Raw genomic sequence first — 17,312 nt, 5'->3', positions numbered from 1 at the left:
AAAAACAACTGCAGGACTCATCATCAGTACAATCATATATTGCGCGCCAATGCGCTTACTCAGTTTTGTCAAAACTTCCACTGACAGTGGCCCGCGCTCCTGTCCTCTTCAAAAAAACCGACGTGGGGAGGTTGGTAGAAGCCGTGCGTGCTGCCGGACTAAACGTGACGGGCGTGGAGGTCACGCCGGACGGTACGCTAAGGGTGATAGAGGCCGGCCCGTCACGAAGTTCTCAGAACGATTTTGATCGGCACGAAGCGGAGCTCTGACGTTGGCAGTGCAGTACATAAAGCGTGCGCGCCCGGGCAAACCAATCGTCTGGTATGTCTATGCCTTTAAGGGTGGTCCCCTTGTCATGAGGGCTGTCCAACCAAAGAAGCCTACGCTTTCCCCCGACGCTCACATCAAAATCGCAGGAGCGTTCAAAGCCGCAAACAGCCCTGACCCTTCAACGCTGCACTCTCTCATTCATGGCTGGCGAGCTTCGCCAGAGTGGAAAGCCCTTGCTGACGGTACACGGCGCGTCTGGGGCGGTCATCTGGATCTGATTGAGGCGCGCTGGGGAACAAAGCCAATCTCTGTTTGGGATGATCATCGGATGGTCGCCAAGGTGATGAAGTGGCGGGACGAACGCGCGGCGACGCCTCGCTCCGCGGATATGGGCATAACTGTCCTGCGGGAACTGCTTAAATTCGGACGGCTTCGGGGCCGCGTACGGGTCAATGTCGCCGAAGGTATCCCGCACCTTTACAAAGGCGGCGACCGCGCGGACATTATCTGGACTTCAGAGGATATGGAGGCATTCCGGCTCGCCGCTACCGAAGCGAGGCGACCCGCCCTTTACGACGGGCTACGGCTCGCCGCTTTTACCGGCTTACGCTTGTCCGATCTAGTGTCCCTCACATGGGAACATCTGGGGGAGGTCGCCATCGTCAAGACGGCGCTTAAAAAGAGCCGGGGCAAACGCCGCAAGGCAATCGTACCGGTGACAGATGCGCTGGAGAAACTGCTGGCGGAACTACGCACTCGGAAGCGCAAGGAAGGTGTCAATACGGTGCTAGTGAACGAACGCGGCGCGTCATGGACGGCAGCCGGGTTCGGCGGCAGCGGTAGCTTTGGTAAGGTCCGGGACGCCGCCAACATCGTACATATCGAGGAAGGGGACGACGGACTGCCGATGGAGCGGCGGAAGCACCTTCACGACGTGCGTGGTACGTTCTGTACGCTCCTACTGACGGAGTGCGAACTGACGGATGAGGATGCGGCGCGAATAATGGCCTGGTCGCCGGGGCGCGTCGCGAAAATTCGCAACACTTACGTCGACTCTGCCGCCGTCGTGATTTCGCTCGCCGAACGGATGCGAGCAAAACACGAAGCAAAACAATCTAGCGCTCGCAGGTAAAAACGGCGGAAATACGTGGAGCGGGTGAAGGGAATCGAACCCTCGTCGTAAGCTTGGGAAGCTTCTGCTCTACCATTGAGCTACACCCGCGCGAGGCGGCGGCACAGGTGGCACTTCTGGTTTCACGGGTCAACGGCATTTGAGGCGCGTGGAGGATCGGGTAAGGCTGGAATCATGAGGCTCTTCGCTATCGCCGTCGCGCTGTGCACTGCCATCCCCGCCGGTGCAGAGACGGTGCGGGTGGCCGATGCCGCGGCGCTGGCGCAGGCGGCGGTGCGGGCGGCGCCGGGCGACACGATCGTATTAGCGAACGGAGTGTGGCGCGACCAGCCTTTGGTCGTCGCGGTGCAGGGGGCGGCGGGGCGGCCGGTGACGGTCATGGCGGAGACGCCGGGCGGGGTCGTGCTTTCGGGGCGGACCGGGCTGACGATCGGCGGCAGTCATAGCGTCGTCAGCGGCATCGTCTTTCGCGACGCGCGATCGGCGGGACCGGCGCTGGTCGCGGTGGGCGACGACACCACCGGCATCGTGCTGCGCGAGATCGTCGTGGAGCGCGCATCGCGGCCCGACCGACGCGACGGCGACGTGTGGCTGGCGCTGGGCGGTCGCGGCAGTGCGGTGGAGGCGAGCCGCTTCGTCGGCAAGGCCAATAGTGGCGCGACGATTTCGGTGACCGGGCAGGATGCGCGGATCGTGGGAAATCACTTCGCGGGGCGCCCGATGCTGGGCATGGCGGGCGGCGAGACGATCCGGGTTGCGCCCTCGGCGCGCGGTGCCGTCATCGACCGCAACCTGATCGAGGACTGCGATGGCGGCCCGGCAACGATGCTGATCGCCGGCGATGGCGCGGTGGTGCGCGGCAATCTGGTGCTGCGATCGCAGGGAGCGATCGTCGTGACGGGAAGCGGCGCGCGGGTCGAGCGCAATGTGGTGCGCGGCTCTGGCGAAGCGCACAGCGGCGGCATCGTGTTGTCGGGCGCCGGCGGAATCGTGCGCGACAATTATCTGGAGCGGCTGGCGGCACCCGCGATCGCGGTCACAGCCGGCGGCGCGGGCGAGATCGCCCATAATTCGGTCATCGATTCCGCGCGGATCGCGGTTGCCGGAGACGGCGCGGTGCGCTTTGCCGACAATCTGATCCGCACGACGCTGGACCCGTTCCGCTTAGCCGGCGCTGGCGGGCGCGTCGTCTATACCGGCAACCGGTCGAGCTTCGATCCGCCCGCCGCGGTGGACGGCGGAGTGGTACGCGATACGCGGGATTTCGTCGCGAGCCCGACCGGACTGCTGCGTTTGCCCGATGGCGACGCGGGCACCGCCGTCGATCTGGCCCCGCTCGACCGGGCGACGGTCGGCCCGCGCTGGCATAGTCTCGCGCCACGGCCGCGCGGGTTCGGCAGCGGGCAACTCGTGGAGGTGCCGCGCGGCGGCGATCTCGGCGCGGCGGTGAAGGCTGCGGCGGCGGGGGATACGCTGCATCTGGCGGACGCGACCTACCGGGCGAGCGCGTCGATCGTCGTCGATCGCCCGCTGACGATCACCGGCCCGGCGCGGATCGAGACCAACACGGCCACGCTGTTCCAGATCGTCGCAGGCGGCAGCCTGAAGCTCGATAGCCTGACGATCAACGGTATCGGTGCGCCGCGACAGCCGGGCAACGCGATCGTGCGTTCGCCCGTAAGCGACGGCGGCACCAACTATGCCGTGATGCTGGATAATGTCACGGTCGGCGGCCTGACCGCCCCGGCCTTCGACGTGATCGCGACGACGCCGGGGAGCTTCGCGACGCGCATCGACATTCGCGGATCGCGCTTCACGAACGTCAGCGGCGCGATCGTCGCAGCGGCGGCGACCGAGCCGGGCTATCGCGCGGCGCTGGTGCGAATTGATGACACGCGGTTCGTTCGGGTTGGCCGCGTCGCCGATGTCGCGCGGGTCGGCGGCGATGGCTTCGGCCCGGCAGTCGAGATCACCGACAACCGAATCGAGCGCGCGGGCACGCCGTCGCTGCGGCTGGCGGGCGTCGATACGGCAGTGGTCGCCGGCAACGATGTCGGGGCGCCGAGCGGGATCGCCATCACGGGGCATGACCTGTCCGCAACGATCACGGTGCGCTGCAACCGTGGCGCGGGCGCCGTCTCCATCGTGCCGCCCGTCGCCACGCCGCGGGTCGCGCCCGACTGGCGATCCGCCGTGCCGTGCGACTGGCCGCGCTGACCGCCCGTTCGCGTCAGATTCCGCCGATGGTCACCGTGTGCCCCGCGGCTTCCAACTCCGCGGTCAGCGCGGCGATACACGCCTGCGCGATCCCCGCATCGGTCGCGCGCACCACGAAATTGGCGCCGACGCGTCCGTCGCGGAAGAACGGATAGCTGCCGATCGACACGCCCTCCGTCCCCTTCTCCACCCGGCGCAGCAGATCGGCGACCTCGCTTTCCGCCACCCAGCAGCCGATCGTTTCAGATACCACCGGGCGCCCACCCTCCAGCGTACCGGTCAGCGTGTCGAGCATGCCCGCGGTGATGTGCGGCACGCCCGCCATCACGAACCAGGTGCCGCAGCGAATGCCGGGCGCCCCCGACACGCGGTTCTCGATCAGCGTCGCGCCGTCCGGCACCCGCGCCATGCGCAGCCGCGCCTCGGTCAGGCCGCCGCGCGTTTGGTAATAACGTTCCAGGATGGCGCGGGCGTCCGGGTGGATCGTCACCGCCACGCCCAGCGCCTTCGCCACCGCATCGACGGTGATGTCGTCGTGCGTCGGCCCGATCCCGCCGGTGGTGAACAGATAGTCGTTGCGCGCATCCAGTTCGCGCAGCGCCGCGACGATCGCATCCTCGACATCCGGCACGATCCGCACCTCGGCCAGGCGGATGCCCTGCACGTTCAGCCACGTCGCCAGCTGCGCCACGTTGCGATCCTGCGTGCGCCCCGACAGGATTTCGTCGCCGATGACGAGGAGAGCGGCGGTCCAGATGCGTTCGGTCATGCGCGCAGGCATAGCGAAGGCGCGTCCGATCATCTATATCGCACGCCATGACCGACTATGTTTCCGCCGACGCGCCGCTGACCCGCACGGGCGCCATCCGCCTGCACGGGCCACAGGGTTTCGAAGGGATGCGCCGCGCCGGGCGGCTGGGCGCCGAAGCGCTCGACGCGCTGGTGCCGCATGTGAAGCCGGGCGTGACCACCGCCGAGCTGGACGCGATCGCATACCAGACGATCACGGCAGGCGGCGGCGTGCCGGCGACGCTAGGGTATCGCGGCTATGGGTACAGCAGCTGCATCTCGATCAACCATGTCGTCTGCCACGGCATCCCGTCGGATCGCACGCTGAAGGACGGCGACATCGTCAACATCGACGTGACCGCGATCCTTGATGGCTGGCACGGCGACAACAGCCGCATGTATCTGGTCGGCGATGTCGGCATCAAGGCGCGGCGGCTGGTCGACATCACATACGACTGCATGATGCTCGGCATCGAGCAGGCACGGCCGGGCAATCACATGGGCGACGTCGCGCATGCCATCCAGCAACATGCCGAGAAGCATCGCTACGGCGTGGTCCGCGATTTCTGCGGGCATGGTCTGGGCCAGCTGTTCCACGACGCGCCCGAGGTCGTCCACGTCGGCCGCCCCGGCACCGGCCCCGAGCTGAAGCCCGGCATGTTCTTCACGATCGAGCCGATGATAAACATCGGCCGTCCGGACGTGAAGCTGCTCGACGACGGCTGGACGGCGGTGACGCGCGACCGGTCGCTGTCGGCGCAGTTCGAACACTCGATCGGCATCACCGAGGACGGCTGCGAGATCTTCACGCTGTCCCCCGGCGGGTTCGACCGACCGCCGTATTGAGAGCAGAGGGGTCGGACACGCCCCCCTTCCCCGTCAGCGTTGGTCTTTCGCCCTACGGCACGATCCTGAAATTATACGTGTAGTTCGTGGCCGACCCGCGCACGATCACGTTCGCGATCGTCACCGTATAGCTGACGTTCTGCTGCAGACCCGTCACCGCGAACTGGATGTTGTTCGGAACGCCGTAGCCGACATTGTCGTAGCTGATGTTCGATACCGTCATCGCGGTCGTCCCCGCCGTCACGGTCACGCGCGCGTTCGCATAATTCACGTCGGCATTGGCGCTCGACGACGTCGCACTCGGCAATGCGGTGAACGACAGCAGGGCGCGCGTGTCGAAGAAGCGGATCGGATAATCACCGTAGGGATAGGCAACGAAGCTCGGCAGCGGGCTCGGCGTCGCGTCGCGTGTCGAGAACCCGAACACCTTCAGCGACGAAGCATCGACATAGCGGTTCCCGGTCGCCTGGATCGTCCGGCCGTAGGAAATGCGCGTCGCGAACGGATCGAGCATCCAGCGCCGGTGACCGACGTTGTTGGCGACGATGTTGTTCACCTCGTCCAGCCAGCCGCCCATGATCGCTTCGTTGCTGGCGTAATTCGTGCCGCCGCCCGATCCCAGATACAGGTTGCTGCTGCTGGCACCCGTGTAACCGGTGGCGGTGTAGCAGGTCCAGGTCGCCGGCGGCGTATGGTTCAGGGCGTTGTTCGCCGCCATCATCAACGCGGCTTCGGCCGCCTGCTGCTCGTCCGCGACGGCGTAGGTGACGGGGGGCAGGCGGTGCAGCGCGCGGATCGTGTTGACCGACGCCAGCACGCTGTCGCGCGTCGCCTGCGTGATCGTGCCCGCCCGGCAGGAGGCGATGTCGGGGACGACAGAATACATCGCCAGCGGGCCGATGCCCGCGGTCGGGCTGGGCGACGGCGACGGGGTCGGCGCAGGAGTTGCGGTCGGCGATGCGCTGGGCGTCGGGGTGGGCGCTGGCACGGTGACCGTTCCGCCGCCCGACGTCCCGCCCACACTGCCGCCGCCGCATCCGCCCAGCAGCAGCGCGAGCCCCGTACCGAGCGCCAGCCTGCGCATACCCGTTGCCATGTTCGATTCCCTCGCCCGTGTTCGCGCGCGACGATACGGCCGGAAAGGTTAACGGCGTATGTCGAGGATGGGAATTTCGGTGCCGCTATTACAGGCACTTGGGCGCCCTCTGCCGCATTAACGGGCAGACTTTCCTAACGCGACGGCCCCGCCCCCTTCGACGGCGCGCACGTTTCGACTGGCACGCTTGCTGCAACACTTGCCGCATACGGCGCGATCATCGACAAGGGTCTTCGTCGGTGACCACAGGGGCGGGTGAAGTGAAAAAGATCGAGGCGATCATCAAGCCGTTCAAGCTGGATGAGGTGAAGGAGGCGCTGCACGAAGTCGGCGTGAGCGGGATCACGGTGACGGAGGCGAAGGGCTTCGGCCGGCAGAAGGGGCATACCGAACTGTATCGCGGTGCCGAGTACGTCGTCGATTTCCTGCCCAAGGTGAAGCTGGAGGTCGTCGTCGAGGACGCGCTGGCCGACCGGGTGGTCGAGGCGATCGCGGGCGCGGCGCAGACGGGCCGCATCGGCGACGGCAAGATCTTCGTGATCCCGGTCGAGACCGCGCTGCGCATCCGCACCGGCGAACGCGACGACGATGCGATTTGACCCTGAAGATTTGACGGGGCGCAACTTTCGGTGAAATGACCGCGCTGCGGCGCAACATGATTCTGTCGCCCCGGGGGGCGGCTTCCTAAAGACGAAGGGCGATTTGAAATGGCGACGACAGCCGGCGACATCCTGAAGAAGATCAAGGACGAGGAGATCGAATGGGTCGACCTCCGCTTCACCGATCCCAAGGGCAAGTGGCAGCACCTGACCATGGTCGCCTCGCTGCTGGGCGAAGACGAGTTTACCGACGGTCTGATGTTCGACGGAAGCTCGATCGAGGGCTGGAAGGCGATCAACGAATCCGACATGACGCTGAAGCCGGATCTGGACGCGGTCTACACCGACCCGTTCTCCGCAACGCCGATGCTGATCGTGTTCTGCGACATCCTCGAGCCCGAAACCGGCGAAGGCTACAGCCGCGATCCGCGCACGACCGCCAAGCGCGCAGAGGCGTACGTCAAGACGCTGGGCATCGGCGACACCGTCTATGTCGGTCCGGAAGCCGAGTTCTTCATGTTCGACGACGTGCGGTTCGAGAACAGCTACTCGACCAGCTACTACAAAATCGACGACATCGAGCTGCCGGGCAATTCGGGCCGCGAATATGAGGGCGGCAACATGGGGCATCGTCCCCGTGCGAAGGGCGGCTATTTCCCCGTCGCGCCGGTCGACTCGGCCGTCGACATTCGCGGCGAGATGGTGTCGACCATGCTCGAGATGGGCCTGCCCTGCGACAAGCATCACCACGAGGTCGCGGCCGCACAGCACGAGCTGGGCCTGACCTTCGGCACGCTGACGACGACCGCGGATCGCATGCAGATCTACAAGTACGTCGTCCATCAGGTCGCGCACGCCTATGGCAAGTCGGCGACGTTCATGCCCAAGCCGATCAAGGAAGATAACGGCTCGGGCATGCACACCCACTTCTCGATCTGGGAAGGCAAGACGCCGCTGTTCGCCGGCAACGGCTATGCCGGCCTCAGCGACATGTGCCTCTATTTCATCGGCGGCATCATCAAGCATGCGAAGGCGGTCAACGCCTTCACCAACCCGACGACCAACAGCTACAAGCGGCTGGTGCCGGGCTACGAAGCGCCGGTGCTGCTCGCCTATTCGAGCCGCAACCGTTCGGCATCGTGCCGCATCCCGTACGGCACGGGCGCCAAGGCAAAGCGCGTCGAAGTGCGCTTCCCCGACGCGCTGGCGAACCCCTACCTCGCCTATGCCGCGCTGCTGATGGCGGGCCTGGACGGCATCCAGAACAAGATCCATCCGGGCGAGGCGATGGACAAGAACCTGTACGACCTGCCCCCGGCCGAGCTGGCCGAGGTGCCGACCGTCGCCGGTTCGCTGCGCGAGGCGCTCGACAGCCTGGAGGCCGATCAGGACTTCCTGCTGAAGGGCGACGTCTTCACCGCCGACCAGATCGCGGCCTATGTCGAGATCAAGCGGGCGGACGTGGCGCGCTGGGAAATGACGCCGAGCCCGGTCGAGTACGACATGTACTACAGCGGTTGACCCTGCCGCACGGCTACGCCGCGGCGCTGACTGAAGAGGGGGCGCTGGACTCGGTCCGGCGCCCCTTTTCGCTGTCCGAACACCCGATTTCGCGCTGTGCGAAGGTATGGCTTCGGCCTTCATCCCGTCGCCCACGGACACAACTTCTGACGTAATTCATACGGACGACGTGGACCCCGGCAGCGAGCCCCGACCGCGATGACGAGATGATGACCCAAATGTCACAATCCTGTCTAAACCGACGCTAACCGTTTCAATCCGAGACAGAAATTGGCCTCCACGCGGATGGGTAGCTTGACAGGGTTAACCCTCTCCTTAAGCAAAGGTTAACGAATTCGGAGACGTCATTCACCAACCTGGGGGTGGCGCCGAAGACGGGGCATATATTCATCGAGGGGGGACTATGAAGACGTTCAAGCTTTTCGCGTGCGCCACAGTCGCGGTTGCCGCGCTTTCAGCCGCCGCGCCGCAGGCGCAGGCCGTGACTTTCGTTCTGAATAGCCTCAATGCCGGCACCGCCGCCGGAACGAACGCCCGCAAGGGCTTCGAGATCGCCGCCGCCTATTGGTCGTCGGTCCTTACCAACAACTCGACCGTCACGCTGAACATCGGCTTCTCCGCGCTGGGCACCGGCATTCTCGGTTCGACGAGCAGCGGCACGAACATCCAGATCAATCAGGACTATTACAGCGCGCTGGCGGCCAACGCGTCGTCGACGGTCGATGCATCGGCGGTGGCGACCTTGCGGCCGCTGACGACCGATATTTTCGGTGACACCAGCGCGGTGACCGCACGCACGAACGCGCTGAATGCGACGAACAACGGCTATCTGGATACCGCAACCCGTATCGACAGCGACGGATCGCAGAACAGCTCGACCATCTCGATGAACTCGTCGCTGGGCAAGGCGATGGGCTTCACGTCCGATGTGTTCGGGAACCCCCTGACCGCCGTCGATGGTAGCGTTCAGTTCAGCACCGGCTTCGCGTTCGATTTCGATCCGACCGACGGCATCGACAGCGACAAATTCGATTTCATCGGCGTCGCGATCCATGAAATCGGTCACGCACTCGGCTTCCGCAGCGGTGTCGATGTCGTCGATTCTTACACCTCGCCGGGCGGCACCGCACGGTTCGCGGGCACGGCGCTTCAGCCCGCGCTGGAAGGTCAGACCATCATGACCCAGCTCGACCTGTTCCGCTACGGTGAGGCGGGTCTGCTCGACTGGACGACGCAAGGCCAGGCGTATTTCTCGATCGACGGCGGCGTCAGCCAGCTGTACGGCGATTCTCGCATGGAAATGGGCCGTCTGAACGGTGGCCGTGGCCGTCAGGCGTCGCACTTCTACGACAGCGCCGCCAACGTGCCGCAGATCGGCGTGATGGATCCGACCTCGGGCTATGGCCAGATGCAGGAAATCACCGCGCTCGACATCGCGGCGTTCGATGCGATCGGCTGGCGCACGTCGTTCGATGCGAACCTGAACCAGGGCTATCGCTACACGACTGCCGAGGCCTACCGCCAGTTCGCCGCACAGGCGACGCCGGTGGTGCCTGAGCCGTCGACCTGGATGATGATGATCCTGGGCTTCGGCGCGGTCGGCTTCGCGATGCGCTCGAAGCGTCGCACCACCACGGTGCGCTTCGCCTGATCGGTAACGGCGGGGCATCGCTCCGCCGACATCGTCGAAAACGCGACGGCGGGGGGGCAACCTCCGCCGTCGTCGTTTGTGGACCTTAGGGGAGCAGCAACGTGCTGCCCCGCGTTTCGCCCGCTTCCAGCGCGCGGTGCGCGTCGGCGGCATCCTCCAGCGCAAAGGTCTGGCCGATCTCGGGCCGGATCGCGCCCGAGCGCAACATCGCGAACACCGAGTCGAAGCCGGCGCGCCGCTCCTCGACGCTGCGATAATAATCGAACATCGTCGGGCGCGTGACGAACAGCGAGCCGTGGCTCGCCAGCGCCCCTAGGCCGATGCCATCGACCGCGCCCGATGCATTGCCGAAGCTGACGATCAGCCCCCGCCGCCGCGTCGCCGCCAGCGACGCCGCCCAGCTCGCCTTGCCGACGCCGTCGAACACCACGTCGACCCCTTCGCCACCCGTCAGCTCGCGCACGCGCGCGGCGATATCGTCGCTGCGATGGTCGAGCACGTGGTCGGCGCCCGCCGCGCGGACGGCTGCGCCCTTTTCCGCCCCACCGGCGATACCGATCACGACGGCATCGCGCGCTTTCAGCCAACCGACCAGCAGATGTCCGACGCCCCCGGCCGCTGCCCACACCAGTGCGCTCTGCCCCGCCGTTACCTCCGCACAGCGATCGACGAGAAATTCGGTCGTCCCGCCCTTCAGCAGGATCGCCGCCGCGGTGTGATCGTCGATGTCGTCGGGGAGCGCGATCAGTTCATCGACCGGCACGATCCGCGCGGTCGCATAGGCGCCGCGGGTCGGGCCGAAGGTGCCGACCCGCGCGCCGACAGCCAGCTCGACGCCCGTGCCCACCGCTTCGACCACGCCGACGCTTTCCGACCCCAGTCCGGCGGGCATCGCGCTCGGGTAGAGCCCGCTGCGGAAATAGGTGTCGATGTAGTTCAGTCCGACTGCGGTAGTGCGCAGCAGCACCTCGCCCGGCCCCGGCGGCGGCAGGTCGACATCGACCCACTCGATCACCTCTGGCCCACCGGTTCGCTCGATCCGCGCTGTCCGTGCCTTCACGTCGCCGTCTCCCTCAATAATCCTTCGACACGCGCACGTTCGCGCTCTGCCGCCCGATCGTGCTGATCGACGACAGCAGCGACAGCCAGCGCGTAACCTGGAACTCGACGCGCGTCGCCGAATAGCCCTGCCCGTCCGAGATGATCTCCGCATACACGCGCCGCGTCAGATACTTGCCGGCGGCGATGGAGGTCCCCGCGCCGGTCTGCGGATCGGCTGGCAGGATGCGCAGCCGGTCGAGTCTTGCGGCACGCCGCACCGCATTGATCGGATTCAGCCCGCCGCCGCCGTCGCGCAGCGCGGAGACGGCGGCCGCCAGCTGCAACGCCTCCGGCGCGGACAGGCTGGTGATCGACGTGCCGAACAACAGGCGCGAGAGCAGCTCGTCTTCCGGCAGCGCAGGAATGCTGCTGAAACCTATTTCCGGCCGCTCCGCCGTACCGGTCACGCGGATGGTGGCGTTCAGCCCCTGCGCATCGGCCCGCGCGGCGATGTCGAGCACCGGGTTTGCCGGCACCGACCCGTCGAAGCGGATGATGCCGCGCTCGATCTCGAACTCCCGGCCGGCGAATTCGTAATCGCCGCGGACCAGGTCGAGCCGTCCGGTGATGCGCGGATTGGTCGGCTCGCCGCCGATCTTCAGATTGCCGGCCCAGACGCTGTCGAGGCCGAGGCCGCGCACCACGAAGCCCTCGCCGATGCGCGCATCCAGATCGAGCCGCCAGGGCGCGCGCGGCGCATCGTCCTCGTCGCCGCCGGGCACGTTCACCTCGCGGATGTTGAGCCGGGGGACGGGGGCGGCCTGCGCCGCCTGCCCCAGCCGATAGCGTCCGCTGCCGACCGTGACCTGCCCCGAGATGACGCCGCCCGACCCGTCCGAGCGAAAGCGCAACGGACCCGTCACGGTGGCGGCAATGTCATCGCGGCCGATCAGCTTCGCGGCCTGCGCCTGCACCGACAGGTCGATGCCGATGCCGTGCGAGGCGGCGAACTCGAACGCGCCGCTGCCCGACACGCGACCGGTGCCGGCGTCCTGCGCCGTGAAGCTGTCGATGACGAGCCGCGACCCGCCGAACCGTCCGGTGGCGGCGACGTTGCGCAGCACGGTGCCGGTCGTCGCGCTCTCGATCCGCGCGTTCTGCGTCCGAAGCGACCCCTGGATGCGTGGCGAGGCCAGCGTCCCCGACACGTCCGCGCCGATCGCCACCGGACCCGACAGGTCGAACAGCTCGACCCCCGTCAGCCGCCACAGCGTGTCCGCCGGCCCGCCATAGCGGATCTGCGCGACCAGCGGCGCGGCGGCGAGACGCTCCGCCAGCCCGCCCGACCCGAGCGGCGTCAGCAGCATCTGCGCGCGCCCGATCGTCTGTCCGCCCGACGCCATCACCGCGCGGAACCCCGCCTTCGACGCATCCAGCACGCCGGCCACGCCGACATCGATGGGCTTGGACGACAGGATCAGGCCCGATCGCGTCAGGCCACGCACCGTCATGTCGATCCGCCCGGTCGGCGCGCCACCGGCGGTCGCGACATAGCGCAGCGTGCCGGTCGCACTGCCGCCCAGCCCCATGCCCGGATAGCCGATGTCGAGCACCGACAGCGGCATCCGCGCGAGGCGTGCATCGACCTCGGTCTGCGCCGCCGAGGTGCGCCCCGACAGCTGCGCCTCGCCGCCCGCGAAGCTCAGCCGCGCGTCCTGCAACCGCCAGCCGTCGCCGTCGCGGACGATCGTCGCGGGCTGCGACAGTGCGATCGGCCGGCGGTCGACCGTGCCCTGTGCCTGCACGACGTAGCGGTCCGGGCTGATCCCGATCACCGACTGGATCGCGAACGCCCGCCCGCGGCTGCCGGCGATAGAGGCGCGCGCCTCGCCCACCCCGTCGACCAGCTTCACGTTCGCCGCCAGCCGCGCGAGCGACAGCGCACCGCGCCGCAGCCCCTGCGCGGTCAGCGTGGCCTCGATCGTCGTGCCGGCGGGGTCGAGCAGCACATCGGCCTCGACATGCCCGCGCCGGACGGTCAGCGCATCGGCCAGCCGCGCCGCGCGCGCGTCGAGCGAGATACCGATGCCCTGCACGCCCCCGCGCGGCGCGAACTGGATCGCGCCCGACAGACCGCCACCCGATACGTCGAGCCTGCCCGCAAAGCCGTCGTCGACGATATCGATCGCGCCGCTCGCCCGCGTACCCGCAACATCCAGTCGATCGACCTGCACCCGCGCCTCCCCCCCGCGCGGCAGCAGGATCGCGCCCGCCGCATCGAACCGCCCCAGCGTCGATCCGCCGGCGGCGGTGAAAGCGAAGCCCTGCGGCGTCGGGTCGAGGTGCGCGGTGACGCCGCGCAGGCCCAGCGCGTCCGCGGGGCGCTGGAACGTCAGGTCGAGTGTCGGTCGCTCGATCCGCCCGTCGAGCCGGATGGTCAGCGGGCCGTAGCGTACCTGCGTGCCCGCGCCCTCGAAATGGAAACTGCCGTCGCGGCGGCGATAACCGTTGCCGGTCAGCCGCAGGCCGGGCGACACCAGCTGGAGCCCGCGGAAGTACAGGACTCCGTCATTGCCACGCTCCAGCCCGGTGACGATGCGCGGCAGGCCGTTGGTGAGCGATTGGAAAGAGCCGTTGTCCAGCCGCACCATCTGCGCCGCACCGCGCCCGACGACGCGCGTGCCGCGCCCGTTCGCGCCGGGCACCACCGACAGCCGCGAAGTGACGTCGACGACCCCGAGGCCAGGAATTAGATAGCGCCGGAGGCCACCCGTCAGCGAGACCTCGTACCGCCCGGTACGCAGGTCGAGGAACAGCCCGATGCTGCCGTTCAGCTTGTCCGACAGAAGCCGCAGGTCGTCTCCGGTGATCTCGGTCGCCGTCACGCGCAGCTTGCCCGCCACCGACAGATTGCCGAGGATCCCGCCCGCGACCTCGCCCACCCCGGTCACGCGCCGCGCGGTGAAGGCGACCGGCAGCGTGACGGGCGCCGGCGAGAGCCGCCCCTGACCGGCGGCGCGCACGCCCTCGAACCCGGTGTTATCGAAGGCGAAGCGATCGGCGGTCAGGCGATAGTCGAACGCGGCGGTGGCGAACGGCCCGTCGAGGATCGCGCGCAACGCGACGTTGCGACCCGTCATATTGGGGAACAGCGCGCTCGGGCGGAGCAGGCGCGCGGCGACGCGGACGTTGCGATAGACGCTCTTCGCCAGATCGAGCTCGCCCGTGGTGTCGATCGCCAGCGCGCTCGACCGCAGCGACAGCGACCCGTCGATGCGGCGCGCGGCATAGGTCGCCGCGCCGTTCACCAGCACGCGCGGGGCCGACAGCCGCTGCAACTTGCCGGTCACGATCGCCGAGGGCGCGACCACCCCGGACAGGCCGTAGCGACCGGCATCGTTGGTGAGGCGCAGGTCGACGATCCGCGCCGCCCCCGCATCGGCGCGCAGGCTGCCGCGCCACGCGGCCCAGCGTCCGTCGCCGTCCAGTTCCAGCGCCAGCGGCCGGCGGATGCCGGTCAGCGCCGCCAGCACGCCCTCCGCCGCCCCGCGCGCGGTCACGTCCACGTCGAACCGGTCGCGGTCGGGCTCCGCATCCAGCCGCAGCCGCAGCCGGTCGGTCCCGGCAACGGCGACGGCGAGGTCGATCATCGCCCTTCCCGCGCGGATGTCGGCGCGCGCGGCGATGGTGGCGACGCGCCGCTGACCCGACACTGGGGGCAGCAGCGTCAGGCGGTCGATCCGCAACCGTCCGATCCGGATGTCGAATCCGGGCAGGATCGGCCCGCGTTTGCCGGTCGGCAGCAGACGAACGCGCTTCAGCAACGTCGCCTGTGACACATCGAGGCTCTCGATACGTAACCGGTTGTTGAGCCAGTCGAACGGTCGCCAGTCGAGCAGCGCGCGCGGTGCCTGGAACACCAAGCCATCGGCGTCGCGCACGCGCACGTCGATCAGCACCGCCTTGCCATAGAGCGACCCGTCGATCCTCCCGACCGAATAGCGCAGGCCGTTGGCGGGGCGCAGCGCGCCGATGCGGTCGGCGACGAAGCGGTGTCCTATCTGCGTATCCAGCAGCCCCGCCGCCGCGACCAGCAGCGCCACGGCCAGCAGCAGCGCAATTCCGACCCACGCGAGCCAGCGCCGCCGCCGTGGCGCCGGTGGCGGCAGAGTCTCCGCGGTTTGGCTCAAAACGCCTGCCCCAGTGAGACGTAGACGCCGATCTTCGGATCGCCCCGCTGTGGATTGAGCGGGGTGCCGACGTCGATGCGGATCGGCCCGAAGTTCGAATAATAGCGGACGCCCAGCCCCGCGCCGTAGCGGAAGCCGGCGAATTTCGGCAGCGGTGTGGTGTAGATGTTGCCGCCGTCGATGAACGGCACGATCCCGAAATTGCCGAACGCCTTCACCCGCGCCTCGATCGAGAATTCGGTGATGCTGCGCCCGCCGATGGGGTCGTTGTTCAGGTCGCGCGGCCCGATCGACTGATAGCCGTAACCACGCACCGATGCGCCGCCGCCGGCGTAGAACCGCCGCGACGGGGCGATGGCATCACGCGGCGCGCCAGCGATCGTGCCGAGGCGGATGCGACCCGCCGCGACGACGCGCGACGTGACCGGGCGGTAATAGCTCGCATCCAGCTGCATCCGCGCATAGCCGAACGCGCTGCCGACCAGGGACAGTTCAGGACTGAACCGCCCGCCGAGACGAAAGCCGCGCGTCGGGTTCAGCAAATCGTCCGACCCGTCGTAGATCAGGCTGGTCGGCAACGCGCCGATGAAATACGTCCGCCGCCGCGGCGCGCCCGTCGACAGGATGACGTCGCGCTCGTCGGTCGCGACCAGCTCCGCGCCCAGCGACCACGTCCACGCCTTCTGGAAGAAGATGTTGGTCTGCCGCTCCAGCGTACCGGCCAGCTGTACGGTATCGGCCTCATAGGCGTCGCGCTCGGTATGTGCGGCGGACAGCTGCAGCGTCAGCACGCGGTCGCGGCCGTGGAAATTGTTGCGGCGGAAGACGATCGAGCCGAGCTGCTCGCGCGTGCCGAGCACCCCGCGCAGCGTCACCGCGCCCTCGGGCGGAAAGAAGTTGCGATGCGTCCAGCTGACCTCCGCGCGCGCACCTTCGCCGGTGCCGTATCCCAGCTCACCCGCGATCGTGCGCGGCGGCGCGGGCTCCAGCGCCACGGCGATATCGACGGTCGCGGGATCGCCGGTCTCGACCGGATCGACGCGGACGGAGGAGACGAGCCCGGTCTGGACGAGCGCGCGGCGCAGGTCGATCAGCGCAGACGCGTCGTATTCCTGACCGGGTTTGAACCGGGCGATGTCCTGCACATGGCCGGGGCCGAAGATGCGCGTGTCATCCATGCGGATGCGGCCGAAGCGGCGCTCGGTGCCCGGCGTCACGCTCATCGACAGCGTCGCGGTGCGGGTCGCGCGATCGACGACGATCGCCGGTTCGCCGACGCGTGCAAAAGCGAAGCCCTCCTCGCCCACCGCGGTGCGCAGCCGGTCCTCGGCGGCGGCGATGGTGTCGCTGTTCACCGGCGCATCGCGGGCGATGCCGAAGGCGTCGCGCAGCGTGTCGGCCTTCGCCCCCGCCGCCTGCACACCTGCCAGCTCGACGTCGGCGAAGCGGTACAGCGCGCCCGGCTCCGCCTCCAGCGTCACCACCAGCGCACCCGCCTGCGGCTCGACCCGCGTCGTCACCCGCGCGTCGTAATAGCCCTCGGCGCGCAGCAGCGTCTCGAGCAGCCCGGCATCCTCGCGCGCGCGGCGATCGACCTGTGCCGACAGCGCCTTGTCGTCGCGATTGGCGCGCAGCGAGGATTCGGCGTCGAAGCGCTGACGCAACAGGGCGCTGGCGACGCCGTCGATCCCGATGAGCTTGTACGAATAGCGCGTTTCCGGCGCGATCTGCGCGCGCTCGGTCGATACCGCATCCTGATCGGCGGGTGCGCTCGTCAGATCGGGCCAGTCCACGCCGATGCCGGGCAAGGGCGCCATCGGCGACGCCGGGTCCAGCCCGCCACCGTCCGCCGGCGCGGGCGGCGGCGTGGCCGGTGCGTCCTGCGCATGGGCGGTGAACGGCGCGAACGCGAGCCACGCAGCGGCGATCGCGCAGGGCCGGCGAGCGGGGCCGAACATGG

Annotated in this window: 11 protein-coding genes and 1 tRNA gene; 6 read left to right on the top strand and 6 right to left on the bottom strand. The window is 68.0% G+C overall.

Annotated elements, in window-relative coordinates; translation table 11 throughout:
• The first annotated feature begins 277 nt into the window (after positions 1 to 277).
• Positions 278 to 1,402 carry a tyrosine-type recombinase/integrase gene (locus ACX40P_RS03755; protein ID WP_459125235.1) on the top strand — a complete coding sequence of 375 codons (1,125 nt, stop codon included), beginning with the start codon at positions 278 to 280 and terminating at the stop codon, positions 1,400 to 1,402.
• Positions 1,403 to 1,418: 16 nt separating this feature from the next.
• Here the strand turns inward: ACX40P_RS03755 and ACX40P_RS03750 are convergent.
• Positions 1,419 to 1,492: transfer RNA gene (locus tag ACX40P_RS03750), tRNA-Gly, on the bottom strand.
• Positions 1,493 to 1,576: 84 nt separating this feature from the next.
• Here ACX40P_RS03750 and ACX40P_RS03745 point away from each other — a divergent pair.
• Positions 1,577 to 3,619 carry a chondroitinase-B domain-containing protein gene (locus ACX40P_RS03745; RefSeq protein WP_459124936.1) on the top strand — a complete coding sequence of 681 codons (2,043 nt, stop codon included), beginning with the start codon at positions 1,577 to 1,579 and terminating at the stop codon, positions 3,617 to 3,619.
• 13 nt (positions 3,620 to 3,632) lie between these two features.
• Here ACX40P_RS03745 and ACX40P_RS03740 read toward each other — a convergent pair whose 3' ends face one another.
• Positions 3,633 to 4,388 carry a competence/damage-inducible protein A gene (locus tag ACX40P_RS03740; RefSeq protein ID WP_459124935.1) on the bottom strand — a complete coding sequence of 252 codons (756 nt, stop codon included), beginning with the start codon at positions 4,386 to 4,388 and terminating at the stop codon, positions 3,633 to 3,635.
• Positions 4,389 to 4,435: 47 nt separating this feature from the next.
• Between ACX40P_RS03740 and map the strand changes: the two genes are divergently transcribed.
• The gene (gene map / locus ACX40P_RS03735) at positions 4,436 to 5,254 is read left to right on the top strand and encodes a type I methionyl aminopeptidase (protein ID WP_459124934.1); all 819 of its coding nucleotides are present in this window, start codon (positions 4,436 to 4,438) and stop codon (positions 5,252 to 5,254) included.
• A 52-nt stretch (positions 5,255 to 5,306) separates the two neighbouring features.
• Here map and ACX40P_RS03730 read toward each other — a convergent pair whose 3' ends face one another.
• Positions 5,307 to 6,350, bottom strand: coding sequence for a CAP domain-containing protein (locus ACX40P_RS03730; RefSeq protein WP_459124933.1), 1,044 nt, complete (start codon positions 6,348 to 6,350; stop codon positions 5,307 to 5,309).
• A gap of 260 nt (positions 6,351 to 6,610) precedes the next feature.
• Between ACX40P_RS03730 and ACX40P_RS03725 the strand changes: the two genes are divergently transcribed.
• The 3 genes from ACX40P_RS03725 to ACX40P_RS03715 all read left to right on the top strand — a co-directional run bounded on the left by ACX40P_RS03725 (position 6,611) and on the right by ACX40P_RS03715 (position 10,121).
• A complete protein-coding gene (locus ACX40P_RS03725; RefSeq protein ID WP_459124932.1) occupies positions 6,611 to 6,949 on the top strand; it encodes a P-II family nitrogen regulator in 339 nt (112 codons plus the stop codon).
• A 108-nt stretch (positions 6,950 to 7,057) separates the two neighbouring features.
• Positions 7,058 to 8,470 carry a type I glutamate--ammonia ligase gene (gene glnA, locus ACX40P_RS03720; RefSeq protein WP_459124931.1) on the top strand — a complete coding sequence of 471 codons (1,413 nt, stop codon included), beginning with the start codon at positions 7,058 to 7,060 and terminating at the stop codon, positions 8,468 to 8,470.
• A gap of 403 nt (positions 8,471 to 8,873) precedes the next feature.
• Positions 8,874 to 10,121: an NF038122 family metalloprotease gene (locus ACX40P_RS03715; RefSeq protein ID WP_459124930.1), complete on the top strand. Its 1,248-nt coding sequence runs from the start codon at positions 8,874 to 8,876 to the stop codon at positions 10,119 to 10,121.
• 85 nt (positions 10,122 to 10,206) lie between these two features.
• On the opposite strand, the gene ACX40P_RS03710 is transcribed toward ACX40P_RS03715, so the two are convergent.
• Genes ACX40P_RS03710 through ACX40P_RS03700 form a run of 3 tightly spaced genes read right to left on the bottom strand, consistent with a single transcriptional unit; the run spans position 10,207 to position 17,310 of the window.
• Positions 10,207 to 11,181, bottom strand: a complete 975-nt coding sequence (locus ACX40P_RS03710; protein WP_459124929.1) for a quinone oxidoreductase family protein — start codon at positions 11,179 to 11,181, stop codon at positions 10,207 to 10,209.
• Between the two features lie 13 nt (positions 11,182 to 11,194).
• Positions 11,195 to 15,352 carry a translocation/assembly module TamB domain-containing protein gene (locus ACX40P_RS03705; protein WP_459124928.1) on the bottom strand — a complete coding sequence of 1,386 codons (4,158 nt, stop codon included), beginning with the start codon at positions 15,350 to 15,352 and terminating at the stop codon, positions 11,195 to 11,197.
• Positions 15,349 to 17,310, bottom strand: coding sequence for an autotransporter assembly complex protein TamA (locus tag ACX40P_RS03700; RefSeq protein WP_459124927.1), 1,962 nt, complete (start codon positions 17,308 to 17,310; stop codon positions 15,349 to 15,351). Before ACX40P_RS03700 ends, ACX40P_RS03705 begins: the two co-directional genes overlap by 4 nt.
• Positions 17,311 to 17,312: the final 2 nt, after the last annotated feature.

Source organism: Sphingomonas sp. RS2018 (genome assembly GCF_054489605.1).
Note: the sequence above shows the minus strand (reverse complement) of the source record. Positions and strands in the feature narration are given on the sequence as shown.